The following is a 26,427-nucleotide window of genomic DNA, read 5'->3' on the forward strand; positions in this document are numbered from 1 at the left end:
GCCAATACGCGAGAATTTTTACGATTCTCGCGCAAATATGTGTTTAAGATACCCTTTGACATATTCTAAAGGCTTTGTCTGTTTCAGTGCAGTCGTCATGGATAACCCGCCAATCACCATGGAGTGAATGAGCGACGCGATCTCATCAGCTTTCGTTTCTTCATACCCGCTATTCATCAGCTTTTCTTTTACAATCTTTTGCCAACGGATCATTTCTTGCTTACATGTATCATGCAGTTGTATATGTTCAGGCTTTGACTCAGCGGCTAGTAAGACAATCGGGATCCCTCTTTCACTTTCCTGTTCCTTAAAACCTTGAATCAGATACGCCATAAAACGATCAACCGCTAGATATGGGTCATCTGAATAGGAAAAACTTTCCTCAATTCGATTGATGACCTTTTGACTAATATATTCTACAGCCGCGATGGCTAGTTCTTCTTTTCCATTTGGGAAGTAATAATAAAGCGAACCCTTGGGCGTGCCGCTCTCCCTTATGATTTGATTCAAACCTGTTGCATGATAGCCCTGTTTTCGTAAAAGAAGGGCTGTCGTTTGAATAATTTTCTCTTTTGTACTCACATATTACATCCTTTCCCTCCATTAGCTTTTTATTTATTTTAACAACGGTTTTATCCCTTGCCATATTGTAGATGATTCCATTTCTGCTGCAAGTCGTAACAGCCAGTCTTCTTTTCCTTTAGGCGCTGTCACTTGTACCCCTAAAGGCATGCCTTCTTGAGTCAGGTGAACCGGTACACTCATGGATGGCTGTCCTGTTAGATTGGCAAGCTGTGTAAATGGTGTGTAGGTAAGACTTTTTAGGAACATGTCATAAATGAGTTCCTGCTGTGCCTGCATTGATAAAGACGAAACACGTAAAAGGTCAGATTTTTCCTGATTAGTATGCATCAGCTCACCAATTCTTGGCGCTGAATTGGCCGTCGCAGGTGTTACATAGAGATCGTACGTTTGGTGGAATGCGGCCATTTGTGCAGCTGCCATGTCCCATGCATCTAGACTCTCTGTATAGGCAGCAGCGGTCACATTTTTCCCGGCTTCCGCCAGCACCCACGCAACAATATCTGTTTCCTCTGGTTTTACAGGTCGCCCAAATGAACGTGCCAACGATGTAAATAATGCCGACATCTCTCCACTGTTCATGACATAGTATTGCTGCATCAAATGAATACCATCAATGTCTGGCTTTGCTTCCTCTACTTGATGGCCGTTTTCACTTAACCATTTCACCGTTTGAAGGACAGCCTGTTTCGCTTCCTCACTGACCTTTGTACCAACTGGCGATTCTACGCTAAAAGCGATCCGCATACGGGATGTTTGCTTTTTAAGATCCTCTAGATAACTGCCATCATATAACGGAGTTTGAAAAGCCGCTTCCGGCTGAATCACCTGTAGTAGATCAAGTAGTGCTGCACTGTCTCGCACTGTTTTTGTCAAAGTGAAATCAATAGAAGCTCCTTGCCACTGTCTTCCTGCACCCGGTCCTACCGGTGTCCTGCCCCTTGTTGGTTTTAATCCAAATAAACCAGTAAATGATGCTGGAATTCGAATCGATCCACCTCCATCACTCGCACCACCAGCAGGTACAATGCCGCTTGCAATCGCCGCTGCTGTACCACCACTTGAACCGCCTGGGGAATACTCTTCGTTCCATGGATTTCTGGTTGGTCCATACAAATCTGGTTCTGTCACATTTCTCAAACCGAATTCCGGGGTGTTTGTATGACCGATCATAAGAAGCCCAGCCTGTTTCAATCGTCGGACAAGGTGGGAATCTTCTTTTGCCTTCACATCTTTTAACAACATCGCACCTGCTGTCAACGGTTCATTTTGTAGCCCTTGTGATATATTTTTCAACACGAACGGTACACCAGCAAACGGCTGCTTTGAGTCTAATGACTTCATGCTTTCCATCACTTGGTCGTGTCTTGTCTGAATGACAGCATTCAGTGTAGGATTCACTTCTTCCAATCTAGTAAATGCCGCATCTACAAGCTCCTTTGGAGTTACTTGTTTATTGCGAACAAGCTCTGCCAATCCTGTCGCATCGTATGTCATATACTCTTTTACGTTCATCGTCATGCCCTACTTTCTCTTAATATACTTCATCTATTGTCTACTAGATTTCTATTAAATTCAAATGTAGAATCTCGTATGAAAATTTTATCTGATCCCATGAATCTTCTACAACCAATAGAGATTCTCCGTTATAATAGAGTCAAAAATGAAGGTCATCTCGTATGGAAGGAGCCGAAATCTTGAAAAAGAAATTATTGATGCTCATTGCCTGTATGCTAACTCTGACAACGATTCTACCACTCCATTCACAGGCATCTACACCCGCAAAAGAAACGGATGTTATCATCGTCTATAAAAATCAACAAGGAAAACAAACAGCCATTGATCAAAGTGAAAAAGTAAACGCTCAATACATACATCTTCCCGCTGTAGCAATAACCGTGGATGAAAAAATCGTCATGTCACTGAAGAACAATTCAAACATCGCCTATGTCGCAGAAAATAAAAAAGGACAACTGGCTTCTTCAGAGAATGAACCATCTACATCACAAGATCCATTGGTACAGCAATCGTACAATCTGCAAAAGCTCAACATAAAACAAGCACTGAAGGATAGAGTCACAGGGAAAAATGTTAAAGTGGCCATTCTTGATACAGGGATTTTCCCTCATCAAGATTTAAAAGTGGCTGGTGGAAAATCCTTCGTGGATTATACATCCTCCTACAAAGATGATAAAGGGCACGGAACGCATGTGGCTGGCACCATCGCTGCATTAAATAATGATTATGGCACAGTTGGTGTCGCTTCTGGCGTGAAGCTGTACGCTGTGAAAGTACTAGATAAAGAGGGAGAAGGTGATTTATACAGTTTGCTTCGGGGCATCGATTGGGCCATCACTAATAAGATGGACATTATCAATCTGAGTCTAGGTTTTGAAGATCACATTCCCATTCTTCGTTCAGCTGTAGATACAGCATATAAAAAAGGACTACTCGTGGTCGCTGCAAGCGGAAATGATGGGAAAAGAGGCTCTATTGGTTATCCTGCCGCATATGATAGCGTCATTGCTGTCTCCGCGACAACGGAAAAAGACACACTTGCTTCCCTCTCGAATACAGGGAAAGGTATCGAATTTTCCGCACCTGGCAAGGATGTCATCAGCACTTATTTGAAAAATGAATATTGGTATGCAACTGGTACATCCCAAGCCGCACCGCATGTCACAGGGATGCTCGCTCTTTTAAAACAGCTTCATCCGAAGAAAACAAATGCACAGCTTCGCACGTTACTACGTAGCTATACAGTTGACCTTGGTGCTAAAGGGAAGGATCAGCATTTCGGCTATGGCCGAGTACAATATATTCCGCAATCCACCTTTTTAAAGGCCGCAACAAGTGCTGTGAAAAAAGCTGAAACATCGAAGACACAAGCAGATGTCAATCGAGCCAAAACGAAAATGAGCCGTCTCACTGCCAATAAACAAAAAATGGCACTGACGGAGCGGATCAAAAAGGTACAAGCCAACATTGATATCCGTTCAGCACGTGCTAAGGTCAAAACAGCCGAAAAAAACAAAACACAAGGGTCTATCAAAAGTGCACAAACAGCCATCCATAAGCTCAGCAAAGGAAAAGAGAAAAGCAGCCTGCAAAAACGACTCGACAAGGTCAAAAAACATGTCGCCTATCAAAAAAAAGTGACAGACGCCAAACAAAAAGTAAAAAAAGCCGAAGCCAAACGCACAAAGAAAACGAAGGCATCAGCTCAACAGGCTGTAAAAAAACTAAAAGCATCAAAAACAAAAACCAGCTTACAAAAACGATTAAACCGTATTAAGGTCTAACAGAAAAAAACGATTCCCACCATGCAGGAATCGTTTTTTCTATTTCAACATCGGCTCAAACATCGTGTGTTGATATTTCCTTTCGGCATCCAGCCTCACTTCATAGAGTATGCGCTCTAACGAATGGATGATATCACCTAATGCTTGATGGACCGATCCATGTTCAAAAGAAGCTAAACTCTCCGGTAATTCATCTTCATCCAACACAAAGAAATCACCATTCGGACGAACAAGAAGATCAATCACTAAATCTTCAAATATAACCGCTCCCTCTTTAAACCATGTCTGTCTGACGATATTAAAATAGAACCCAAGTTCATTGCCTCGATCATCTCTCCAAAAATAGACATTGTAAGGCCGGTCCTTCCAATAATAGGCGGTCGTATAGCTCCCTTTTGGAATCGTAACAGTGCCATCTCCTGCCATCATCGTAAACGTGTCTTCAATTTTGTGAAACAACACGACTTGTTGCTCCTGTACATCTAACAGTTGACAAGTATGTTCAACGATCTTCTCATCGTATTTGATTTTTCTCTCGATCACTTTATCTCCAGAATCTACATGTAGCGGAAACAACATCTCACATCTCCTTCTGCATCTGCTTTCACTTATTCAGTATACACTGATTTTCTTTGAGAAAATAAAGGTGCTCTGCTACTGCTTATGGAAGAACTATATGGGGTGATAACAAATGAACGGGATCACGATGATCGAAACCGTAGCAGAAGTTGCACAAATCATCTTGGTTTTTTGCGGCTATGCTCTTCACTGGAAGATGATGAAAACAAAGAGAGAAAGAAAACTAACCCTATACGAACATGTATTAAAGTTCTTTGTCATGTTCGGTTTAATCGCTTGGGGGTTTTCATATCTAGCCCTACAATTATGGGTTTAACGCATAAAAAGGCAGATCCATCGACGGGGACGTGATCTTCCTTTTTATGTAGCATGTTAAGAACTAGCTGGTTGTTCTTTTTTCATCACATACTGATAGCTCTTTACATGCGTCCCGTTCTGATTCACAAATTCTTTATCCAGCGCACGCTCAAATCCCATTCTTTCATATAATCGAATGGCGGCCTGCATTTTATCCGATGTATGGAGATACAGGACATTCTCACCCCACGCTTGTGTCAACTCAATACTTTTCCGCAGCAATAACTCCGCAATGCCTTTTCCCCTCACATCTGGATCGACTCCTAAAAACCGGATAATGGGTGATGTAATGCCTAACTCTGGCTTGTCATACGCTTTTTCAGATGAGCGGAACATTTGGAGGGTACCGACTACCTTCTCTTCAAGCTCAGCCACAAGCATGAGCTCCATGTTCGGGTTATCTACTGCACCTTTTAGTGCCGCCGCATAATTTTGCCAGCCTTCTTCTGTGAATTGAGGTTCGAACTGTGCGTATGATTTGATCAACACTTGCCTGATGGCGTCATGATCCTGACTTCCCGCCTCACGAATGTGGATTTCCTGCTGCTTCATGTTAGCACCCCTTTATCTCCATATGTTTATACGTATCATGCAAAAACTGCATGTCATGATCTTTTTTTCCTTCTCATTTAATGTAAAGAGTCCGTTCCGAAAGATCAATCCTTTTGCATGACAAACCCTCATCTTTTTTTGAAAAACTGAGGGAGAAATAAAAAAGACCTGCCGCAGCAGGTTCATAGAGTCAATCGTTGGAATCCCAATGGATGGTGCGGAAAATGTCATTGTTCTCTTCATTGGTTTGATAGGCACGGTAATCAAAACCGGAGAGACCAAAGCCAACTGTAGTCAGAATGATTCCAGCCACAGTGAAAATGATCCCTAAGGTTAGGCAACGTTTTTTCAATTGTTTTGTTATCATATTCTCACGACCTTCTTTTTAAACATTCCCAAGAATGTGTGACTCGATTGAACAGTCACTTTCACACATACTTTTGTTAAAAAAACAGTGGCGATTCCGCTTAGGAGCCCTATACCTAAAAGGAAAACACCGATGCCAAGCTGTGTCACGACGACATGCAGGCCATCTTGATAGATGAAAGGTGAGCCGATCACACTTAACAACCCGCCAAGTAGACCAGACAACATCAATGTGCCTGTCACAAGTGGGATACACCACATCACCAAATACAATGAGAAAATGAGCAGCACGACCGACGCAAGAATGCTTCCCCATAAAGGAAACCCTAAAACAAGGATCGAGATGCGTGTCACTTTTTCTCCAACTGTCGGTACCTCCACCTGACGCGCGCCTAACTCTGTCACAATCCCTTGTGCAATCAATGCAGGATCGCCTACTTGATGTACAGCTTCCTTTTCACTGTAGCCATCTTCTTGGTAATCTTCGATCATTTCATCGTAGTATTCCGTATACTTCCTACTCTCTTGTTCACCAATAGGATGCAAATGCTTTTCTAAGCTCCTCAAAAATTCACCTTTGTTCATTTGCCTTGCCCTCCAGATATAAATTCATATACCGCCATCACTTGATCCCATTCCTCTAAAAATTGAGCCATATAGTCATTTCCGCTCTTTGTCATTCGATAATACTTCCTTAATCGACTGTTATGTTCTTGGGCGTATGCCTCCACATAATTGTTTTGTTCTAACCGCTTTAAGATTGGATATAATGTCGATTCTGACACCTCAATACACTGAGACATCTCTTTAATGATTTGATAACCATAGGAATCGCCTTTCTTTAATACCGCCAGTACACAGAATTCCAGTAATCCTTTTTTTAGTTGTGCATTCATGTTTACAACTCCTAACAGTATATACTATACATTACATAGTATAATGTGACAAGAGGTATATCTGTTGAAATCCAATGATCCCTTCTTTACAATGCTCGTTTCATTAAGAGTGTTTATACTCAGATGAATTATGATCAACCGTTATATATTAGAAATATATCTGTTTATTTCATTTTTAGAGGTATAAGTTCAATTTTATGGAATGAATAAGAGGATTCGAAAAATTTTTCAATACCGATGCTTATCCTTATTTTAATCATACTAAGTTTTACGAAAACTCAACTCGAAAAAAAGTGATAGGAATGGAAGAAAGAGGGGAATTATTCACAACTCAACCAATACCGGCTAGTTGCAGACCTTAAAAAAGAGGAGTTGATGATCTTGAATAGAGTGTTGAGCAATTACCTCACGTTAGTGATTACATTCACTTTATGTTATATCGTGTATTTATTCATTTTCAAACAGCCGTTTACAACTACACCTATTATACTGTTTGTCATCGGAGCAGCTATTGCTGAGTGCATACGTTTTTTCTTTCTGAAAAGTAACGAGAAGAAAGATGATACCTTGAACAAATAGTCCCTTATACATAAGATCACTCAACATATGAAAAGACACCCCCACATTATATTGGAGGTGTCTTTTTTACTTTTTAGATATTCACAAATCCTTCTCCAAACACATCGCGCACGTCATGGACAACAACGAATGCATCCCGATCAATTTTCTTAATGATTTTCTTTAACCGCATCAGCTCTTGCTTTTGAATGACAGCATATAAAATTTCCTTTGATTCTTTTGAATAATGACCTCGTCCATTTAAAACGGTTACACCTCGATCAAGGGTGTGGTTGATTTCTTCAGCGATATCATCTTTATATGAAGAAATAATCGTGACTGCTTTTTTCGTGTTTAGTCCCTCAATGACGAAATCCATCACCTTCGTAGCTACATATAGCATCACAATGGTCAACATTAATTTTTCTGCCCCAATAATGAAATAGGATGCAAAGACAACGATGAGATCAAAAAATAAGATGGCATAGCTGACGTTCCAGTCTAAATACTTGTTCGCCATTCTCCCAAGAATGGCCGAACCTGCTGTTGTTCCGCCTGCTCTTAAAACAAGTCCGATTCCCAGCCCTATGATCACTCCCGCAAAAATGGCGCCAATGATCATTTCATCTATTTGAATCGTCCACGTAGTGGTTAGGTGTAAAAATAAGGAGTTACTTGCAACGGCAATCACTGTGTAAATCGTCGTCTTCTTGTCCAAGTATTTATAACCGACCAACAGTAAGATGGCATTCAACACAAGGTTTGTTAGCCACGGAGCAATCTCAAATACATAATAGAAAATAATAGACAGCCCCGTTACGCCGCCTTCCCCAAATTCAAGCGGAATAACAAACAGATTCACAGCTGCTGCAAATAAAAAAGAACCAATTAAGATCATGACAATATCTTTTACACATTTCTTCATTTCTTCTTACCTCCTTTTTCAAGCCTATAAAATCAAAAAACCCTCTTTCTGGATGAAAGAAGACAGTCTTTGGACAAAATAAACATCAAAAAACAACGCCTTTTGACGATCCTTTCTGTGATGAACCTTTCCATAATATATATTTCTTTTTAGAGGCTGTCAACGACATGGTTTTCTATTATTTCGACTGTATTTTTATACACCAAAACCCGCATTCCTACAGGGTTTTTTGTCATTTTCTGTTTTTGGCTCTCCTTGACAAAAACACTTTAGTCATTTAAACTACTGCCTCATATCATACCCATTTTTTCCGATCAAAAAAGGAGGCTGTTCTATTTATATGAACCCAATTCAAAGCCGCTTACAGGCTCACAAGCCATTGATTTTAGATGGCGCACTGGCAACGGAGCTTGAACGAAAAGGCTGTGATTTAAATGACCGCCTATGGTCAGCCAAAATACTCATCGAACAGCCTGAACTGATTCAGCAAGTACACTTCGATTACTTCCAGGCTGGGGCAGACTGTGCCACTACAGCCAGCTACCAATCAACCATTGATGGCTTTACTGAAAAAGGCTATACAGAAGCAGAAGCGTTTGAATTGATGAAGCGATCCGTTTCGTTAGCAAAAGAAGCACGTGACCTCTTTTGGCAGGATGAGACGAATCATCCAGGCAGGACAAAACCTTTTGTCGCTGGATCTGTGGGGCCATTCGGCGCTTATTTGTCTGACGGTTCTGAATATAAGGGGAATTACGGTCTGACAGAGCAGGCACTTGTTGATTTCCACAGACCAAGGATTCAAGCATTAATTGATGCTGGAGCAGATGTACTGGCTTGTGAGACGATCCCTTGTCTCATTGAAGCAAAAGCCATCGCAACACTTCTGAAAGAGGAATTCAGCGGCATATATGCGTGGATTTCTTTTAGCGCAAAAGATCACCTCCATATCAGTGAAGGGGATCGAATCAAAGATTGTGTACAAGCTCTTGAGCCGTATGAACAGATCGCGGCTGTTGGTGTGAATTGTACACCACCACAATTTATTTCTTCTCTGATCCATGAGATGAAAGAGGGGACAAGCAAACCGATTGTCGTGTATCCCAATTCAGGTGAATTGTATGATCCCGAACAAAAAATATGGAGCGGAGATACCTCTCATCATACGTTTGGCGATTGCGCGCATCAATGGTACAAAGACGGCGCCCAGCTCATCGGAGGCTGTTGCCGGACAACACCAAAAGATACGACAGACATCTTCCAATGGGCGAAGTCGTAACGTCACGATTCAACACACATACTTCTAAACAAAAGGGCGGGAAGACATGGAACAAGCAAATGATCAGTCACAACAATATCAACGAAAAATGACGAGCCGCCACCTGTTCATGCTTTCTCTAGGCGGTGTTATTGGAACAGGACTCTTTTTAAGCTCCGGTTATACCATCAATCAAGCTGGACCTGCTGGAACCATTCTTGCCTATCTTGTAGGGGCATTAATTGTGTATCTCGTCATGCTCTGTCTAGGTGAGTTATCTGTGGCCATGCCAGTCACAGGGGCTTTTCATACTTATGCAACGAAATATATCGGTCCAGGTACCGGCTATACGGTTGCATGGCTCTATTGGCTAACGTGGACAGTAGCACTTGGCTCTGAATTCACAGCGGCGGGCCTTTTAATGCAGCGCTGGTTCCCGGACACATCTGTTTGGATATGGAGTGGTGTCTTTGCTCTCCTCATCTTTTTACTCAATGCATTTACAGTCAAATTTTTCGCAGAATCAGAGTTTTGGTTCTCAAGTATTAAAGTCATGGCAATTATTCTCTTTATTATATTGGGCGGGGCTGCGATGTTTGGCTTGATCCCACTCCAAAGTGGTGAAGCCGCTCCGTTCTTTTCAAACTTCACTGGAGAAGGCGGACTTTTCCCAAATGGCTTTTTACCCATTCTCATGACCATGCTAGCTGTCAATTTTGCCTTTTCAGGTACTGAGCTCATCGGGATTGCAGCAGGAGAAAGTGTCAACCCAGACGAAACCATTCCACGAGCTATTCGTACGACCGTGCTCCGTCTCGTCCTGTTTTTTGTGGGAACCATCATTGTACTAGCTGGACTGATTCCTGTAGAAGAAGCAGGGGTGATTAAAAGTCCATTTGTGGTGGTATTTGACCGAATCGGCATTCCATATGCCGCAGATTTCATGAACTTTGTCATTTTGACCGCCATATTATCAGCAGCTAATTCGGGCTTATATGCATCATCTCGCATGCTCTGGTCACTTTCTGAAGAACGCACGCTGCCAAAGAAACTGGCAAAACTCACATCAAACGGCATTCCATTAAATGCACTCATCTTAAGTATGGTCGGCGGCATTCTTTCATTGCTATCGAGTGTGATCGCACCAGCAACCGTGTATCTTGTGCTTGTGTCGATCTCTGGACTAGCCGTTGTGGTGGTCTGGATGGGCATTGCTGCCTCACAGTTCATGTTCCGAAAGAGGTTTTTACAAGAAGGCGGACAGCTCAGTGATTTAACCTTTAGAACCCCGCTCTATCCAGTGGTTCCGATTGCTGCCTTCATTCTATGCCTTGCCTCTGTCGTCGGCATTGCATTTGACCCAAATCAGCGCATTGCACTGATTTGTGGTATTCCTTTTATTATTCTTTGCTATGTTGCCTATTATGTAACAGCTTGGGTACAGAAGAAACGTGAAAAACCTGGTATGTAATGCCGGGGTTTTTCTGTTTGCAAGAAAAACCTGACATTAGAGGTTATCACTAGCAAAAGGAAATCCTTTGATATATGATAGGAATCTATGATTTTCAGAACGGATGAGGGGAGTTGTAATTGACATGGAAATGACCATTACTAGAGCATTAAGCGAATTAAAAATGCTTGATAAACGAATCAATCGAACCATTGATGACGCCGTACTTGGTGGATTGATGGTCGGGAAAAAAATACAGCACGGTTTTCAAAATCAAGAAGACATTGAAAAAAAGGCAAAGGCAGATGACCAATCGATCCAAGCACTGATTAAAAGACGGAATGCCATTAAATCAGCCATTGTTGTTTCGAATGCCACCACAACCATTGACGTAGCAGGTGTAAGCATGACAGTAGCAGAGGCGATTGAACGAAAATCGTCCATAGAATATGAGATGCGTTACTTACGAAAATTGAAGAAAATCTATAGTGAGCTTGTGGAACGGACAGAACAAATAAACGAAGAGGTAAAAGAGAGACTAGATAAACATTTGGAAACACTGTTTGGCAAAGACGGAAAGTTACAAGCCGCTGCCAACCAAGAGATCGTGAAGTCTTTCTTAACTGAAAATGAAGCAACGATCATTGATCCACTTCACCTTCGCGTGAAAATTGAACAGCTCTCTAAAGAAATTGAAGATTTTCAAATGGAAGTTGATTTTTCATTGTCAGAAAGCAATACTCTTACAAAAATAAAAGTAGACTAAACGCTTTTGTTAGTAAGCCGAAAATCGATGAAACTAAACACCTCCGAGGGAAAGGTGATTCCCTCCAATCTGACGATCATCTGAGGATGATCCTTAGTAAAAGCTCAAAGCTGAACGTTCAAAGCGCAAAGCTCAAGTATTCAAAATTCTTATATATCAAAGCTCAAGTGTTAAAGTTAAAAGTTCGATCGAATCTGGGAGAACGGCTGATGAGTGTTTGTTTATCGACTCTTTCGGTTGCCGCCCAGCAGGTTTACTAACAAAAAGAAAAGGATGTCACAAGTTGACATCCTTTTTTCTATGACTTGATAACAAGGCTTGAGTTCAGAGTTGTTTACAGTAAAATGAAAAAAACTTCCCTTTTTTAAAAGGGAAGCTCTTAAACTATTTTTTCACAACTACTTTTACAGCTTTACTTTCTCTTCTCACATCTGAAGCTGTGACATACAAGACTGTTTTGGCTTTTTGTGGTTTGATGCTTGCTGTAAATGCACCTTTGCTATTCGTTTTCACTGTTTTGATGACTTTCTTTGATTTGTTTTTCACTTTGATGGTCAGACCTGGGGCTGCTGTGCCTTTGATGGCCTTACTTTTAACTGTCACTTTGCCCACCTTCGGCTTGGCTGGTGCCTTCCCTTTTTTAACTACGGTCTTAAGTGATGTAGCCGCCTTGCCTTTAGAAATCTTGATGCGTAACACTTTATTTATATTCTGTTGCTTGATTTTGATACTATAGGTTCCTTTTTTACTTGCCGTACCTTTTCCAAGAAGTGTCTTTCCTCTATAGACAGAGACAACCGCACCTGCTTTTGCTTTCCCAGTTACTTTTTGATGCTGATCCTCTACTTTATTAACAGACGCATTCAGCTCTAAAGCGCTTAGGGCAGCAAATGTATTCAGTCGGCCATGCCCTGTCATCCAATCAACGCCCGGAACCTTTGGATCAACAATTGGATCATCATTTTCATCATAGTAAATCTGATCTAGTCCATCTACTGATTTGAATGAAATATCGTCTGCTGTTGTTTCCAAAATGTGTCTCACTTGCTTAGGCTTTAATGTTGGGTTTTTAGCCAACAATAAACCTGCCGCTGCTGCTACATATGGCGTGGCCATTGAAGTCCCGCTGAGATATGAAACATTTCCATCAGGCATCAAACTTGGAATATCAGAACCTGGTGCAGACATGCTTAGTCCTTTACCGAAGCTCGAGAACTCAGCCGCCATATCTACACGACTACTTGCGCCAACAGACATTGCATATCGAGAGGACGCTGGATAACCCATTTCTGGAATGCCATCATTCCCGCTCGCTACGACCACAAGTACATTCCTTTGTGAAGCGTAATTCATTGCATATTCAATGACTCTACTATAGTCACCACCAAGACTGAGGTTAATGACTTTTGCCCCTTTGTCTACTGCATGTTTAATCCCAAGCGCAATGTGCTCTGAGTCACCATATCCATAAGTATCTAATACTTTCACTGGGATAATACCTGTATGTTGATTTAGACCTGTCATCGAATAATGATTATCAGCTTTTGCCGCAATAATCCCAGCGACATGTGTTCCATGTCCGTTATCATCAATGGCATCTTGATTTCGATCGATGAGATTGGCACCTAAATCCGTACGAACCGTCCCACTTAAATCTTTTAAGCGACTGTCGACGCCAGTATCAACGACAGCAATCAATGTTTGCTTCATTTTGCTTGTGCCGATCAGTGTCTTCATTTGTTCAAACTTGACATCAGCACCCTTTTTACCACTGTTTTGTCCACTGTTTTTCAGAGGCCACTGGTATGGATATTGAATGTCATTCGCCAGTGCTCGGTAGGTTTGCACAGGTTCAGCAAAGTCGACATTTGGCATGCTAGCTAGCTTTCTAGCCGTGTTTTTCACTGTGCTTTTCCCAACTTTTAATGTCTTACCAGACGTTTCTTGTCCTGCTGGCACATCATAAACATACATGCCTTTAAATAATGGACTGACTGATTGTGAAGTCACACGATTTTCCTGGATTCCATAGCTCTTCATTTTCTTTTTCGCTGATTGGAGCGTTTGGCCATCCTTTAATTTAAAGATGATTTTATTCGTTTTAACTTTTTCTTCTGGTACAAGCTTTTGCTTCTCCAGTACATAACCGATTGATTTTCCTTCAAGCTGATCGATTCCAATTGTTCGATCCATCGCTTCTAATTCCTTTTTTAAGTACGCTGGACTTGCATCTTTTAGCATATCAAATAGAGCACGGATCGCCTTTTGTTCTTTCTCTTTGACGATATGACCACTGAATGCACCATTTTTCTCTATATCGTTCAACAGTGGTTTTAATGTAAGGAGATGATTGTACACCTTTTGTTGCTCGGTTTTTTTCTTGATCAGCTTGGATTTGAGAAATGGTTTCGTCTTTTGAAGAAGGCGCGCAAGCTTCTGACCTTCTACTGTTTCATTGAACCGTTTGTCTTCGATGGTGCGAATTGATCGAAGAATTTCTCGTCCATGTTTTTCCCCAATAATGATGATAAAGGGATCTTCTTCAGGGAAGATCGGTTCGGATGGCGGAAGGTTGGCTCCTTTATACCCAATCGTATAAACCGCATCTTCTTCCTCATCCTGGCTATCATCCTCTGATCCTAGATAAAGCACTTTGACATAATAAGGACCTGACCATGCATGTGGGAAATTGACTTCTGCCTCTCCGCTTGCTGTATCCACAAGATATCTTGAATAAGTGTCATCCTTAGCCGCTCTTTCTTTACTTGGATAGACCGATACGGACAACATCTGTTTACTCTTCACAGAAATTTTCATATGTGTATTCTTTTGAACTTCTTGTGAAGTTGGCGTGATTCGGTACCACGACTCCTCGTTTTCATTCTTTAAAGTACCTGAAATGACTTCACCATTTGTTAACCCAATGGCTTCATTCACGTTTGTTCCTTCATTGACCGCTGTTACCTCGTTTGCAGGTAACACAGCCAAACACAATGTGACCGCCAAAAGAATAGCCACAATGGATTTCATCTGTTTTTTAAACATGAAAAGACCCCCTTTTCTTTTACAACACCTTGGAAGAATATCACATAAAGCCTTTTAGTAGAATCTGTTTTTCATATAATTAAACTGTTTTTAAGCTAGGATTTGAGATAGTTTAAATGGCCAAGATCACCAATTAAAAAGCCAATCACTGGTTTCGTGATTGGCTTCTCATATCATGACTTTCCGATGTTCTCTCCATTTTCTTGAATTAATGATTCATACCAGTAAGAGCTTTTTTTCCGAATTCTGTTGAGGTCTTTCAGATCAAATTCGTCGCGATTGACGTAGATGAAACCATAGCGTTTGGCACATCCTTGGTGTGTGCTAAATAAGTCAATAGCTGACCACGGGCAGTATCCGAATACGTCGACACCGTCTGTGATCGCCCATCTGATTTGTTCAATATGTTTTTCTAAATAGTCAATTCGATAATCATCTTGAATCGATCCATCTTCTTCTAATTTGTCGAAAGCACCCAATCCGTTTTCCGTGATAATAAGAGGTAGCTGATAACGGTCATAAATCTCACGCATCGTTGATCGGAAACCGACAGGGTCAATCTCCCAGCCAAACGCGTTTTTACTTAGGAATGGGTTGTTGCCGCCTTTGTAGACGCCATCTTCACCAGATTTCAAATGCTGATCTCCGCCACGGGCAAATTCATCATTGCCATCTCCTTTACTCGCTTCAACCGTTTGAGATGTGTAGTAGTTAAACGCAATGAAGTCTGGCTTCGCACTTTTCAATATCTCCATATCCCCCTCTTCAATGACAGGGAGAATGTCTTTTTCCTTCATGTATGCCCATGCAAGGTTGTTATAACGGCCGAATACTGCCATATCAAGATACAGCCAGTTGCGGATCGCATTGTAATTTGCCGCAGCAAGGACATCCTCAGGTTTTGGAGATGCCGGGTAAATAAGGGCGATGTTTGGCGCCGGTCCAATTTTCGCTTCAGGTAGCAAACGATGGCAGAGTGTCATAGCTTTCGCCTGAGCCACAAGCATATGGTGGTTTTGCTGATACAGTTCTTTTTTTGGATTTTCTAAATTGGGATCAAGTGTACCTAACGCTGATCCGTGTAAGATCATCATATTTTGTTCATTAATGGTCAACCAGTATTTCACCTTCTGACCATACTCTTGAAACAGAACCTCTGCATATCGTTCAAACGCATCTACAGTCGCACGATTTGACCATCCCCCTTTGACTTGTAATGCATGCGGCAGATCAAAGTGATACATCGTGACAATCGGTTCAATGTCATAACGGCGTAATTCGTCAATGAGAGAATGATAGAATTCAATCCCCTTTTGATTGATCTCGCCATCTCCATCTGGAATGATACGTGTCCATGCAATTGAAAAGCGATAAGCCTTCAACCCTATCTCTGCAAACAGTTTCACATCTTCTTTATAGCGGTGATAATGATCACTTGCTACCTTAAAGTCAGTTGTTCCTTCTGGGTAGCTTTCTCTCATATCAATCACAGAAGGCCCCTTTCCATCCTCGTTCCACGCACCTTCTACTTGATAAGCGGAAGTAGATCCGCCCCAGAAAAAGCCTTTTGGAAATGAAGCTAGTGTTGAATATTTCATGATTTCTTCCTCCTATTGTTTAAACTAAGTGTAAAAATGATTGTCCTGGCGTAATGTGTTTTTCCTCTATTTCAATGATATCGCTAAATTCACTGGAATTGGTGATTATGACGGGCGTCGTCACCGATAAGCCAGCAGCTTGAATTGCTTCAATATCAAACTCAGCAAGGAGGTCACCCTCCGAAATGGTTTGGCCCTGTACAACCTTTGGATTAAAATGCTGACCACCTAATTGCACCGTATCAAGTCCAATGTGAATGAGTACTTCTGCTCCGTTTTCAGAGGTAAGACCATATGCGTGACCTGTTGGAAAAACAGTTGTCACAACGCCTGATACTGGTGAAAATAACTTCCCTTCTGTTGGAATAATGGCGGCACCTTTTCCGAGTGCGCCAGATGAGAATGCTTTATCTTGTACCTCTTCCAGCTTAATCACCTCACCCTTTAAAGGACTTTTCACATGAACGGCTTTGACCGCATGTTCATGCTCTGCCTTAGGTGGCATGCTAGATACAGGTGCATCCTCCTCGTCTACTGGGTCTTTAAACCCTATCAAATAGGTTAAGACGATGGAGAGGACAAACGAGACAGAAATCCCGATTAAGAATCCTGTAAACCCTTGACCATAGAAGATCGGCAGTGTGAGCAAACTAGGTAACCCTGATGCAATGGCTACACTTTGTGAATAACCAATAATCGCACCACCTACTCCGGCAGAGAGAACAGCCGCGATGAAAGGTTTCTTCAAACGAAGTGTGACACCGTATACGGCAGGTTCAGTAATACCAAACACAGCAGAAACGGCTGTCGACCCAGCCAACGACTTTAGCTTCTTATTCTTTGTTTTTAACATAACACCAATTGAAGCCCCTGCTTGAGAGAAAACAGCTGGTGCAGTTGCTGGTTTGATGTGATCTTTTCCATGCACTGCAATATTATTTAAAATGACCGGCACAAGCCCCCAATGAATCCCGAAGATCACAAGCACCTGCCATGCCATCGCAATTAAAGCACCGGCAAGTGTAGGACTAAAGGAGAATACTTTGAGTAAGACGGCGGCTATGCCGTTCCCTGCATACACACCGAAAGGTCCAAACACTATGAGTGTCAGCGGGACAACTGTGACCAGTAAAATCAGCGGTGTAATAAAGTTCTTGACGCTTTCATGAATGACTTTATTAAAGAAACGCTCGATATACCCCATGACAAACACAGCCAAAATAATCGGAATGACCGTTGATGTATAAGACATTAAGACAACTGGAATACCAAAGAAGGTCACATCCCCGCCGCCTTTTGTCAGCTCTTGAATCGTCGGGTAAATGAGTGCACCAGCAATCGTCACAGCGACAAATGGATTCGCCTTAAACTTCCTCGCAGAAGTGAACGCGAGTAGTAAAGGCAGGAAGTAAAATAAACTGTCTGATGCAGCAAACAAAATCTGATAGGACGTATCTTCAGGAGTTAACCATTTCGCATTGATACAAATGCCTAAAAGACCTTTTAAAATACCGGCTCCTGCCATTACACCTAAGAGTGGTGTGAAAATACCAGACACAATATCTACGAACTTTCCAAAAAGACTCGTACTCTCATCACTTGAACGGGCAGAAGAAGAAACCGAATCGTCTAAGAGATTCGTAAACTCCCCAATCTCTCTATATACCTCTGGAACTGTATTTCCAATGACGACTTGGAATTGCCCACCACTTTCCATGACCGTCACAACACCATTTAATCTCTCAATGGCTGCTTTATCTGCTTTTGACCTATCATTTAATTTAAAGCGAAGTCTTGTAGCGCAATGTACCAGTGAATGAACGTTTTTCTCTGTGCCAATATGTTTCATAATGTCTTCTGCTAATTGACGATGACTCATACAAATACCCCCTTTTTTTCAAAAAAATACGTTTTTAGGCAAAATAAAAACCTAAACGGGCACCAAAAATAGTCGCAACTTGCCATTGCGCTTTTTCAGTGAACGTTTAGGTTTTGCCTGCCGAACAGTCACAATCCTCTAAGACGATCATTGTGAAAACGTATTCTTTTTTGTTTATGTGCAAAGAGTACCACTCTTATTTTTTTATGTCAACGCTTTCTTTTAAAATTTAACTTTAATTTTCTCTTTTAATCAATCGATTCAAATGAATGGACAGATACAGCATTTCCTCTGACGTCACATCTCTTTTATACGTTTGATACACATATTCCGCGATTTTTCTGGCACATTCATACGCTTTCGGATATTTCACTTTGATGAGTTGATATAAATCTTGATCCTCACTCACAAGTAATGTTTCATTGATCAAACGCTGTACGAAAAAGCGTAAATGCGTGAGAAAACGATAGAAATTGAGAGAGTCCTCATCAAACTCGATATTGAGATGGTATTTTACAATGGTCAAAATGGCGTTGACTTCCTTTGTGATACTGACGGTTGTATTCATGTCCTCATTGAGCTCTGCATTGATGATATGCATGGCAATAAAGCCCGCTTCATCCTCCGGAAGTTGAATATGAAGCCGCTCCTCAATCATCACAAGACATTCCTTGGCAACGAGAAACTCAGCTTTGTATAGGCGTTTAATCTCCCAAATCAGCGAGTTTTCTATCAGGTGATTTTTCTTTAACCGTTCAATGGCATAGTGAATATGATCTGCCAGTGACACGTGCAGACTTTCATTTAATTTCCGATTCAGTGTTTGATAGGCATATTGAATCATTTCCTCTGTCACCTTGACGACATCATACGGAACCTCTTGAAGCAGCATTTTCATCCGCTCATGAACCGAGTGATCCTCAAGGCGAAAGACCTTATCAATCAGAGCCTCATCCACCGGATCTCCAGGGCGTCTTTGAAAAGCGATCCCTCTGCCCATCACGACGATTTCCTTCCCCTGTTCATCTATCACACTGATGACGTTGTTGTTTAGTACCTTTTGAATCTGCATCTCCAAACACCTCCGGATGACCACATATTTCTCGCAAAATATGCTCTCATCTTAACACAACTGTCAATCAATTGGTGGTTTTTATGTGACTTTTGCTATGGATTTCTCCTATTTCTATTTCCTCCGTGATGGTCTGTTCTACCAGCATTGTGCATACAATACACCGAGGAGGTGACGGTCATATGAAGGCTTTTTTCTGGTCCGTTTCATTTTTATCTTTACTCATGCTGACCCTTTTTTTCCTAGGGATCGTTTTTTGGCTAAGTGGACAAGGCTTGCATCAGTTATGGAGATATATTCTCATCTCCCTCATCACAGCATCTACGTTACACGGCGTCACCCAGTGGCTAAAACGTCTCGTCATACCAATCTCACCAAAATAAAAGAGCTGCCCGAATGGTTCAGGCAGCTCTTTATTCTTTACGATTGAAAGAGAATCGCTTTTATCCTTGTGGAATCGCTTGTTCATTTTCAATCACAGCTAATCTTGCTTGAACCTCTTCTTCAGAAAGATTATGCTGTTTGACATAAAGATTACGTTCACTTGTACGACATTCATGACTACAGCTACGCATGTATTTATGCTCGCTTTCTTCCGTTGCAATCATTTTGCGGTTACAAGCAGGGTTTGCACAATTGATATAACGCTCACATGGCTCACCAGTGAAGAAGTCTTTCCCTACAACCACATGCTCTGTTTGATTGACTGGCACTGTTAAACGATTATCAAATACATAGCACTGACCGTCCCAAAGTTTTCCTTGGACTTCAGGGTCTTTCCCATAAGTGACAATCCCGCCGTCAAGCTGAGAAACGTCTTCAAATCCTTCACGCTTTAACCAGCCTGAGAATTTCTCACAACGCACACCACCTGTACAATATGTGAGGATCTTTTTCCCTTCAAGGATCTCCTTGTTTTCACGAATCCACTCAGGTAATTCACGGAATGTCTCGATATCAGGGCGCACCGCACCTCTGAAATGACCTACATCATATTCATAATCATTTCGCGCATCAATCACGACAGTATCTGGTGATTGCATTTGCTCATAAAATTCGACAGGGCTCAGGTGTTTACCCGTTAATTCTAACGGATTCACATCATCCTCAAGGCTTAAATTGACCAATTCTTTGCGATGACGTACATGCATTTTCTTAAACGCATGACCATCTGCTTCGTCAATTTTGATCGGCATAGATGCAAAGCGCGGATCTTCTTTTAACGCTTGCATGTACTTGTCCGTCTGCTCAATGGTTCCAGAAACCGTTCCGTTTAAGCCTTCTGACGATACAAGAATACGTCCTAATAGACCAAGCTCTTTACAGAATGCTAGATGTTCTGCCGTAAATGTCTCCGGGTCCTCAATGGGGACATACTGATAGTAAAGTAATACACGATATTGTTTTTCCATATATATAAACACCTCTTAAAATTAATGAAAACATACCATTCTTTATCATACAGGAAATAGGTGCCTAATGGCAATGTCAGCGGGATAATTCCATAAAACGGAAGGTCTATCACGCACATATAGACGATTCCCTCAGCCCATTTTCACGATAAAAAAGACAAAAGACCCATATCAAGCGGTTCGTCTTTTGTCCATCATTCACTTCATTTATTGAATCCATTCTTCAATATCAATCGGATTGGTACCAACGATGCGATATACACGTGACTCATCTTTCGAGTCTATCAGTATCACATCTTGGTCAAAAAAAGTAAGACCGTGAGCTTCTTTCCCACCTTCAAACAACCTGATCTGATAAGACTCTACCAAAGATGTTTTGGATACATCCTGATTTCCCTCTGCCTTTTTCAACTTGATCTCCGTCAGCTCATCAACGAATTGACGTATATCCTCTTTATTTTCTATCAACACTTTTTGATCTTTATACATGATGTCGACCGCTGATACTTTGTCCCGCTCTAGAGAGATCACATCAAGAAAAGCTAATGTTCTTGCATAAAGGAAAAAATAAATGCCAATCACAACCAATGTCAACATGACAAAACCAACAAGCCATTTCTTCAACCTTACTCCTCCTACTCAACCTGAATCTCATGCTGTTTTAGTAAGGCTGATGTGACGCCATCATGCCTCTTTCCCATTTCTTTGACCTGAGCATTCATCCTTACTGATACTCGACTTATAATAAAGACATAAAGGGAAATAAATGATCATGTTTATCAAAAAGGGAAGCGCACAATACAAGGCGCCTAGCCAAATGGGTTCTTCAACTCCAACCACCCCAAAAAAATAAACAAACAATATCAAACTAACAAATAACCCAACAAACGGCATCATAAAAACATATTTTCTAATGTTTTCTAACTCTCTTTGCACTCACAGCCCTCCTCACCACAGAAGTAAAGTAAATATATGTTAATGTTACCATAAAAAAACCGAAAGCATCTAGTTCATGTGATGGTTTCGGTGTGTATTATCGCTATATTTTTTCCTTCCAAGCCTTCAAAAATCGTTCAATAACTTGTAATTCATCTTCATGGAATTGGCTAAGAAATTCTATGTAAGATGTGACAGCCTTTTCATGGAGTTCATCATACAAGATTGCCAATTTTGTGCCTTCCTCTGTCAATGAATAGTAAACGGATTTTTTATCCCCCTGACGATGGCGATAGTGGACCATTTCCTTTTCAATGAGTTTCTTGACCGCCTTTGTAATGGCTGGCTTTGACAATTTCAGTTGTTGTGAAAGAAATGTATTATTTGATTCGTTCGGGTTGGCTTGAATCATGGATAAAATGTGTAATTGGGTGAGTGTCCAATCTTGATTGAGTGTATCAGTCGTGGTAATCAGTGGGTCTGTCGGATCGTGACGTCTTTTTTCCCTGTGCATAATAAGATCTTGAATCGCCTGTAGTACAACCTGTTCTTTCGTTTCCATCTAAACCTCCACTTTTAACGGATAAATAAAATGTTACTAATAATCAAGAGTGGAGTCAAAAGAAAAAGGCGATGTGTCAAAAAGAACAGGACATCCGAACCGATAAGCATGAGAACTTTTCTACCAGAATACACGATATATCACAGCATCGTTCCCTTTTATTTGCTATCGCTTATGATAAAAAGGTCGATTCCGTTCTCATCTATTAACTGACAGACTCGATTTGCCATCACTGACATAAGAGCACCACCAAGAGCTTGCCGGCTTTCATCAAGATTGGTGAATACTCTTCTTTGATTAACAAAAACCTATTAATGATGAGATTGTCTTTGATTCACTTTTTTCTGTTTGTTTTGATAGATTTCCTTCTCCTCTTCCGTCAGATGACCAACAGCAATTCGTTTTGTTGGCATGATGTGCTGATATTCGGTTTTCGCATCCACCCTTATATCATACAGACCATCCTCAGGGAATATGTGACTTGCTGTATACACACCTTCTTCCTTCCATTTTGCTTTTACTCGTGTCTGAGGGGGAGCTTCTCCATATTTCCATACACTTATTTTGACATCTGCTGGTGTACGAATTGGTTTATCATTTTCTTTGATGAGAATACGAAATGTTTGCTTTTTTTGGCTCGTTATTTGACTTGGTGTATCTATGTTTACATGAATTAATGTTGGTTTTTCATAAAGCTCCTCTGTATTCGGATCAAGCTGGCAAGCCGCGAGGAACATCAAGAGGAAACCCAGCATCCAACCTTTTTTCATATTCCTATTCCCCCTTATCTTATGCACCTAAAAATTGTTTCAGTCTCGGTATTCTCTGAATAATCAATCGATCAATCAGCAGCACAACGATCAGTGATAGACCAACAAGTGGGAAAATAATCCCTAACCCTACAAGAAGCAAGATGAACCACTTTAATCTCCCTTTTACTGGCGCTTTCGGTGCACCTAGCGAACCACTAGGCTTTCGATTCAACCATAGCAAAAATCCACTAACCACAATCCCGACAATCCCTACACATACGAGTAAACCAGCCAACTGATTCGCTAGTCCGAACTCTGTTCCTTTATGTAATGTAATGCCTAGAGCAATGGCTTTTCCCAGCCAGCCGTACTGGTCATATCGATAATCTGCTAGCACCGCTCCCGTGTATTGATCGAGATGGACGGTCGCTTCATCCTTTGCCTTTGGTGGAAAGACCGACAGTGTATAAACACCATCTGCCGTTTGCGGAATATACACTTGATAGCCTGCATGTACCTTCTGCTCATTCGCAATGTGTACAACATCATCCATGGATAGCTTTAAAAAGGAGGACTGGTCAGACATTGGGACATCCATCTTCTCAGCTGCCCAAGGTACGTCAGCTATCTCTTCTGTTTTCACTTGCGATGTTGGCTTATCTCCCACCCAAATAGATGGCGGATATCCTTCACCTGTATTTGTAGCAAGTTTCTGAAACTCATTTCCCCATAGCCCGGACCATGGCAGCCCTGTTAAGATCAGAAATAACATCCCTGCCGATATCCAAAAGGCTGGAACAACATGTAAATCACGCATGAGCTGTCTTTTCCCTTTGGTTAAACGCGGAAAGATTACACCACTGAAACGCTTTGGCATTCTTGGCCACCACAAATAAATGCCCGTCACGATGAGTACAATACCCCAGCAGGCCGTCAGCTCAACGATCCGATCACCGATCGTCCCTGCCATCAGCTCGCCATGTATTTCCTCAACACGGTTCATCAACTTGGTTTCATCCTTCATTTGACCTAACACTTGTCCTGTATAGGGATTCACATAGGCTGTATATGTCTCCTCTCCTTGATTAAACCCGACTTCAGCTGAACGCTCCCTTCCTTCCCCCGGTCGATATCTCGTTGGCTCTGCATTCGGATAGGCCTCCTTTACAGCTTCGATCTGCTTTGTAGGAGCTATCTTTTCCCCTTCAGCTTTTACATGATATAGCTTATGGTACATTGATTCTTCAATTTGTGGTTTAAACAAATAGATAGCTCCCGTTACAGCAAGCAATACGAGAATAGGCATAAAAATCAATCCCGCATAAAAATGCCATCTCCACGCTACTTGATAAAAGGAAGCTGCACCTACTGAACGCTTCTTTTTCTTCACACTCATTCCTCCTAATACCTCTCACTCTTTTCAGATTACTGACAAGCCGGATGACAAACAAGCTGAGTACAGAGAGAATTTGTGAAGTAAGAACGAACAAACAAAGAAATCAATTACAAACAAGCAGTACCTTTGATTGAAGTCATGATTCGATTTAACAAAATGATAGGTGATCTTGGGAAACATCATACGGAGCTGGATGTCCAAGGCAGGCGAATGACTTATAGCTTTCTCACAGTAAATCTGGCCACTAGGGTTGACGGTCATCCCCTTGAAAATCATGAACGTCGCCATCGTTTTTCTTATTAGATCAACTAGGATTGTGAAGTAGTCATAAATGGATATAAAAAAAGCTGCCTCATCAAAGGCAGCTACTCAGCATGATTCTCATTTTCCATATAGATAGGTGGTCTCTTCAACGAAATCACCGCACAACTAAAGGCAATCAGCACAAACACTGCACCAAATTTAGCCAAGTCCACAGATGAACCGGTCATTGTAAACATGACACCACCAACTGCGGAACCGATCGAAATACCAATTTGCAAAGCAGATGTGTTTAAACTTTGTTGAATATCAGACGTCACTGGGTCTGTTTGAATCAAGTAGCTTTGCAAAGCAGGCGTCAGTGCCCAGCTAAGCGCTCCCCATAAGACGACCATGACCATAAACAGCGCAAACACGCCGGCTGTATAAGGAATAATAAACATGACGATCGCAAATGACATTGTGACAAATAAAATAGCTTTCCCTGATCCCAATTTATCGCTTAGCCAGCCGCCAAATCCGTTGCCAGCAATCGACGCAAGGCCGAATACCAAATAACAAATACTAATCCAAAACGGTGTCATATGCAGGACTTCCATCAGGAACGGGGTAAAATATGAATACAGCATATAATGACCTGCAAGCATAAACAAACTAATCAAGTGGGCACTATAGATTTTCGGATGCCCTAACGAACGAATCTGCTCTCGTAAAGGCGTGACTTTCTCAACAGGCATTTTTTCCAGTAGGAAATAGATCAACACCATGGAAATGGCCGCTAAGAAACTAATGCCTAAGAACATCACTCTCCAGCCAAAGCTCTCGGTAATAAAGATTCCAATTGGCACACCAAGAACAAGTGATGAGCTAATCCCAATAAATATCAGCCCTAACGCTTTCGCACGATGTGCCGGCTCTACCAATTTGGCCGTAATGGTCAGCGACAAGACGACCACAAGTGCTGTACTCATCGCAATGAACACCCTCGCAATCATCACAAGTGCAAAGGTTGGGCTAAAATAAGTGAATACATTTCCTAATGTAAACACGAATAACGCAATTAAATACAGTCGTTTTCGTTCAATTTTGGCTGTCACAGTGAGCAGGACCGGTGCTGATATGGCATATACAAGGGCAAACACTGTGATAAGCTGTCCAGCAGTCGCAAGAGATACATTCAGATCCTCCGCAATACTTGGCAAAATTCCGCCGACCACAAGCTCAACTAATCCAACCGCAAAAGTAGAAACGGCTAATAAATATACTCTCCAGTTCATGTCAAACATCCCTTCTTTCTATCTTAGCTTTCACTTTAGAATCAGGGTGTAGACAAACAAAAAAACCCTGATTACAAAAAAGAGAAAGCGCGCTTTTGTAATCAGGATTTATCGGATCCTGGTAGAAACCCTCAAACCATATTATTGAGGTTATACAAGTCTATATTTTTTCTTCACATATATTAGCATAGCCTTTCATAACTCGCAAGCAAGTAATTTTATCCAGTTAAACCGACATGAATGAAGAAACTCAACCTCCTCCAATATGCAGATTTTTTGTTAAAAAGAGCCAAATCATCATTGACCTCATTTATTTGATCCTCTATAATCCTTATTAATACAATCGGTTATAAAGACTTTAACTGGAGTGGTGATGGATGAAGCGATGGCCTTCATTATTTTCCGAGCGATGCCCGAAGTGTAATACAGTGTTAGAAGTCTCAAAGTCCAAGGCCTTGCAAGGCAAAATTATTAAAGCATGCCCCAATCTTCATTATGAAAAAGAATACCATCCAGCCCTTGAAACCTACGTCGAGCATGGTGATACCAAATAAAAAAGACCAACCGGGTAGACTGACATAGCAGAATGAGACACAAATAAAACACCCTTATTAGGCTGACATGCTACCAAATGTTTTTGGTGCGT

General features: G+C 41.4%; 24 protein-coding genes and 1 riboswitch. Of the genes, 6 read left to right on the forward strand and 18 right to left on the reverse strand.

The window, feature by feature from the left end:
- Positions 1-18: 18 nt before the first annotated feature.
- Complete coding sequence (locus AB1K80_RS08110) at positions 19-582, reverse strand: TetR/AcrR family transcriptional regulator (protein ID WP_412856111.1); 564 nt, start codon at positions 580-582, stop codon at positions 19-21.
- A 33-nt stretch (positions 583-615) separates the two neighbouring features.
- On the reverse strand, positions 616-2,097 hold the full coding sequence (locus AB1K80_RS08115) for an amidase (RefSeq protein ID WP_412856112.1): 1,482 nt from the start codon (positions 2,095-2,097) through the stop codon (positions 616-618).
- Between the two features lie 182 nt (positions 2,098-2,279).
- Here AB1K80_RS08115 and AB1K80_RS08120 point away from each other — a divergent pair, with 182 nt between their 5' ends.
- Positions 2,280-3,884, forward strand: coding sequence for a S8 family serine peptidase (locus tag AB1K80_RS08120; RefSeq protein WP_412856113.1), 1,605 nt, complete (start codon positions 2,280-2,282; stop codon positions 3,882-3,884).
- A gap of 39 nt (positions 3,885-3,923) precedes the next feature.
- On the opposite strand, the gene AB1K80_RS08125 is transcribed toward AB1K80_RS08120, so the two are convergent.
- Positions 3,924-4,463, reverse strand: coding sequence for a DUF402 domain-containing protein (locus AB1K80_RS08125; protein ID WP_412856114.1), 540 nt, complete (start codon positions 4,461-4,463; stop codon positions 3,924-3,926).
- 112 nt (positions 4,464-4,575) lie between these two features.
- On the opposite strand from AB1K80_RS08125, the gene AB1K80_RS08130 reads away from it, so the two are divergent.
- Positions 4,576-4,779 carry a hypothetical protein gene (locus AB1K80_RS08130; protein ID WP_412856115.1) on the forward strand — a complete coding sequence of 68 codons (204 nt, stop codon included), beginning with the start codon at positions 4,576-4,578 and terminating at the stop codon, positions 4,777-4,779.
- 56 nt (positions 4,780-4,835) lie between these two features.
- Here the strand turns inward: AB1K80_RS08130 and AB1K80_RS08135 are convergent, their stop codons facing one another.
- From AB1K80_RS08135 to AB1K80_RS08155, 5 genes are all read right to left on the reverse strand, one after another.
- Positions 4,836-5,372, reverse strand: coding sequence for a GNAT family N-acetyltransferase (locus AB1K80_RS08135; RefSeq protein ID WP_412856116.1), 537 nt, complete (start codon positions 5,370-5,372; stop codon positions 4,836-4,838).
- Positions 5,373-5,562: 190 nt separating this feature from the next.
- Positions 5,563-5,739, reverse strand: a complete 177-nt coding sequence (locus AB1K80_RS08140) for a hypothetical protein (protein WP_412856117.1) — start codon at positions 5,737-5,739, stop codon at positions 5,563-5,565.
- A complete protein-coding gene (locus AB1K80_RS08145; protein ID WP_412856118.1) occupies positions 5,736-6,323 on the reverse strand; it encodes a DUF1700 domain-containing protein in 588 nt (195 codons plus the stop codon). The genes AB1K80_RS08140 and AB1K80_RS08145 overlap by 4 nt, the downstream gene beginning before the upstream one ends.
- Positions 6,320-6,634 (reverse strand): PadR family transcriptional regulator, encoded by a 315-nt coding sequence (locus AB1K80_RS08150; RefSeq protein ID WP_412856119.1) that lies wholly within the window; start codon positions 6,632-6,634, stop codon positions 6,320-6,322. Before AB1K80_RS08150 ends, AB1K80_RS08145 begins: the two co-directional genes overlap by 4 nt.
- 652 nt (positions 6,635-7,286) lie before the next feature.
- Positions 7,287-8,117, reverse strand: coding sequence for a YitT family protein (locus AB1K80_RS08155; protein ID WP_412856120.1), 831 nt, complete (start codon positions 8,115-8,117; stop codon positions 7,287-7,289).
- Positions 8,118-8,457: 340 nt separating this feature from the next.
- On the opposite strand from AB1K80_RS08155, the gene mmuM reads away from it, so the two are divergent.
- The 3 genes from mmuM to AB1K80_RS08170 all read left to right on the forward strand — a co-directional run bounded on the left by mmuM (position 8,458) and on the right by AB1K80_RS08170 (position 11,591).
- Positions 8,458-9,396 (forward strand): homocysteine S-methyltransferase, encoded by a 939-nt coding sequence (gene mmuM, locus AB1K80_RS08160; RefSeq protein WP_412856121.1) that lies wholly within the window; start codon positions 8,458-8,460, stop codon positions 9,394-9,396.
- 46 nt (positions 9,397-9,442) lie between these two features.
- Positions 9,443-10,846 carry an S-methylmethionine permease gene (gene mmuP / locus AB1K80_RS08165; protein WP_412856122.1) on the forward strand — a complete coding sequence of 468 codons (1,404 nt, stop codon included), beginning with the start codon at positions 9,443-9,445 and terminating at the stop codon, positions 10,844-10,846.
- Positions 10,847-10,970: 124 nt separating this feature from the next.
- Positions 10,971-11,591 carry a hypothetical protein gene (locus tag AB1K80_RS08170; RefSeq protein WP_412856123.1) on the forward strand — a complete coding sequence of 207 codons (621 nt, stop codon included), beginning with the start codon at positions 10,971-10,973 and terminating at the stop codon, positions 11,589-11,591.
- Positions 11,592-11,975: 384 nt separating this feature from the next.
- On the opposite strand, the gene AB1K80_RS08175 is transcribed toward AB1K80_RS08170, so the two are convergent.
- The 4 genes from AB1K80_RS08175 to licT all read right to left on the reverse strand — a co-directional run bounded on the left by AB1K80_RS08175 (position 11,976) and on the right by licT (position 19,185).
- Entirely contained in the window at positions 11,976-14,636 is a 2,661-nt protein-coding gene (locus AB1K80_RS08175) for a S8 family serine peptidase (protein WP_412856124.1), read from the reverse strand.
- Positions 14,637-14,809: 173 nt separating this feature from the next.
- Complete coding sequence (locus AB1K80_RS08180; protein WP_412856125.1) at positions 14,810-16,234, reverse strand: glycoside hydrolase family 1 protein; 1,425 nt, start codon at positions 16,232-16,234, stop codon at positions 14,810-14,812.
- Positions 16,235-16,253: 19 nt separating this feature from the next.
- Complete coding sequence (locus tag AB1K80_RS08185; RefSeq protein WP_412856126.1) at positions 16,254-18,113, reverse strand: beta-glucoside-specific PTS transporter subunit IIABC; 1,860 nt, start codon at positions 18,111-18,113, stop codon at positions 16,254-16,256.
- A gap of 235 nt (positions 18,114-18,348) precedes the next feature.
- Positions 18,349-19,185, reverse strand: a complete 837-nt coding sequence (licT, locus tag AB1K80_RS08190) for a BglG family transcription antiterminator LicT (RefSeq protein ID WP_412856127.1) — start codon at positions 19,183-19,185, stop codon at positions 18,349-18,351.
- Between the two features lie 182 nt (positions 19,186-19,367).
- Between licT and AB1K80_RS08195 the strand changes: the two genes are divergently transcribed.
- Positions 19,368-19,568 carry a hypothetical protein gene (locus tag AB1K80_RS08195; protein WP_412856128.1) on the forward strand — a complete coding sequence of 67 codons (201 nt, stop codon included), beginning with the start codon at positions 19,368-19,370 and terminating at the stop codon, positions 19,566-19,568.
- A gap of 60 nt (positions 19,569-19,628) precedes the next feature.
- Here AB1K80_RS08195 and AB1K80_RS08200 read toward each other — a convergent pair whose 3' ends face one another.
- From AB1K80_RS08200 to AB1K80_RS08225, 6 genes are all read right to left on the reverse strand, one after another.
- A complete protein-coding gene (locus tag AB1K80_RS08200) occupies positions 19,629-20,597 on the reverse strand; it encodes a rhodanese-related sulfurtransferase (protein ID WP_412856129.1) in 969 nt (322 codons plus the stop codon).
- A gap of 207 nt (positions 20,598-20,804) precedes the next feature.
- Positions 20,805-21,221 carry a hypothetical protein gene (locus AB1K80_RS08205; protein WP_412856130.1) on the reverse strand — a complete coding sequence of 139 codons (417 nt, stop codon included), beginning with the start codon at positions 21,219-21,221 and terminating at the stop codon, positions 20,805-20,807.
- A gap of 415 nt (positions 21,222-21,636) precedes the next feature.
- The gene (locus tag AB1K80_RS08210) at positions 21,637-22,095 is read right to left on the reverse strand and encodes a MarR family transcriptional regulator (RefSeq protein ID WP_412856131.1); all 459 of its coding nucleotides are present in this window, start codon (positions 22,093-22,095) and stop codon (positions 21,637-21,639) included.
- 311 nt (positions 22,096-22,406) lie between these two features.
- Complete coding sequence (locus tag AB1K80_RS08215; RefSeq protein WP_412856132.1) at positions 22,407-22,865, reverse strand: FixH family protein; 459 nt, start codon at positions 22,863-22,865, stop codon at positions 22,407-22,409.
- A 19-nt stretch (positions 22,866-22,884) separates the two neighbouring features.
- Complete coding sequence (locus AB1K80_RS08220; RefSeq protein WP_412856133.1) at positions 22,885-24,237, reverse strand: PepSY-associated TM helix domain-containing protein; 1,353 nt, start codon at positions 24,235-24,237, stop codon at positions 22,885-22,887.
- A gap of 371 nt (positions 24,238-24,608) precedes the next feature.
- A complete protein-coding gene (locus AB1K80_RS08225) occupies positions 24,609-25,781 on the reverse strand; it encodes an MFS transporter (protein WP_412856134.1) in 1,173 nt (390 codons plus the stop codon).
- Positions 25,782-25,859: 78 nt separating this feature from the next.
- A riboswitch (purine riboswitch) is annotated at positions 25,860-25,959 on the reverse strand.
- Between the last annotated feature and the right edge of the window lie 468 nt (positions 25,960-26,427).

The organism is Bacillus sp. 179-C3.3 HS, from assembly GCF_047229225.1.
Classification (GTDB): Bacteria; Bacillota; Bacilli; order Bacillales; family Bacillaceae; genus Bacillus.

Excerpts from the sequence above, each read along its gene's own strand:
- AB1K80_RS08115 (WP_412856112.1), bottom strand. The coding sequence starts at position 2,097 with ATGAACGTAAAAGAGTATATGACATACGATGCGACAGGATTGGCAGAG.
- AB1K80_RS08125 (WP_412856114.1), bottom strand. The coding sequence starts at position 4,463 with ATGTTGTTTCCGCTACATGTAGATTCTGGAGATAAAGTGATCGAGAGA.
- AB1K80_RS08130 (WP_412856115.1), top strand. The coding sequence starts at position 4,576 with ATGAACGGGATCACGATGATCGAAACCGTAGCAGAAGTTGCACAAATC.
- AB1K80_RS08135 (WP_412856116.1), bottom strand. The coding sequence starts at position 5,372 with ATGAAGCAGCAGGAAATCCACATTCGTGAGGCGGGAAGTCAGGATCAT.
- AB1K80_RS08140 (WP_412856117.1), bottom strand. The coding sequence starts at position 5,739 with ATGATAACAAAACAATTGAAAAAACGTTGCCTAACCTTAGGGATCATT.
- AB1K80_RS08145 (WP_412856118.1), bottom strand. The coding sequence starts at position 6,323 with ATGAACAAAGGTGAATTTTTGAGGAGCTTAGAAAAGCATTTGCATCCT.
- AB1K80_RS08150 (WP_412856119.1), bottom strand. The coding sequence starts at position 6,634 with ATGAATGCACAACTAAAAAAAGGATTACTGGAATTCTGTGTACTGGCG.
- AB1K80_RS08155 (WP_412856120.1), bottom strand. The coding sequence starts at position 8,117 with ATGAAGAAATGTGTAAAAGATATTGTCATGATCTTAATTGGTTCTTTT.
- mmuM (WP_412856121.1), top strand. The coding sequence starts at position 8,458 with ATGAACCCAATTCAAAGCCGCTTACAGGCTCACAAGCCATTGATTTTA.
- mmuP (WP_412856122.1), top strand. The coding sequence starts at position 9,443 with ATGGAACAAGCAAATGATCAGTCACAACAATATCAACGAAAAATGACG.
- AB1K80_RS08170 (WP_412856123.1), top strand. The coding sequence starts at position 10,971 with ATGGAAATGACCATTACTAGAGCATTAAGCGAATTAAAAATGCTTGAT.
- AB1K80_RS08175 (WP_412856124.1), bottom strand. The coding sequence starts at position 14,636 with ATGTTTAAAAAACAGATGAAATCCATTGTGGCTATTCTTTTGGCGGTC.
- AB1K80_RS08180 (WP_412856125.1), bottom strand. The coding sequence starts at position 16,234 with ATGAAATATTCAACACTAGCTTCATTTCCAAAAGGCTTTTTCTGGGGC.
- AB1K80_RS08185 (WP_412856126.1), bottom strand. The coding sequence starts at position 18,113 with ATGAGTCATCGTCAATTAGCAGAAGACATTATGAAACATATTGGCACA.
- licT (WP_412856127.1), bottom strand. The coding sequence starts at position 19,185 with ATGCAGATTCAAAAGGTACTAAACAACAACGTCATCAGTGTGATAGAT.
- AB1K80_RS08195 (WP_412856128.1), top strand. The coding sequence starts at position 19,368 with ATGAAGGCTTTTTTCTGGTCCGTTTCATTTTTATCTTTACTCATGCTG.
- AB1K80_RS08200 (WP_412856129.1), bottom strand. The coding sequence starts at position 20,597 with ATGGAAAAACAATATCGTGTATTACTTTACTATCAGTATGTCCCCATT.
- AB1K80_RS08210 (WP_412856131.1), bottom strand. The coding sequence starts at position 22,095 with ATGGAAACGAAAGAACAGGTTGTACTACAGGCGATTCAAGATCTTATT.
- AB1K80_RS08215 (WP_412856132.1), bottom strand. The coding sequence starts at position 22,865 with ATGAAAAAAGGTTGGATGCTGGGTTTCCTCTTGATGTTCCTCGCGGCT.
- AB1K80_RS08225 (WP_412856134.1), bottom strand. The coding sequence starts at position 25,781 with ATGAACTGGAGAGTATATTTATTAGCCGTTTCTACTTTTGCGGTTGGA.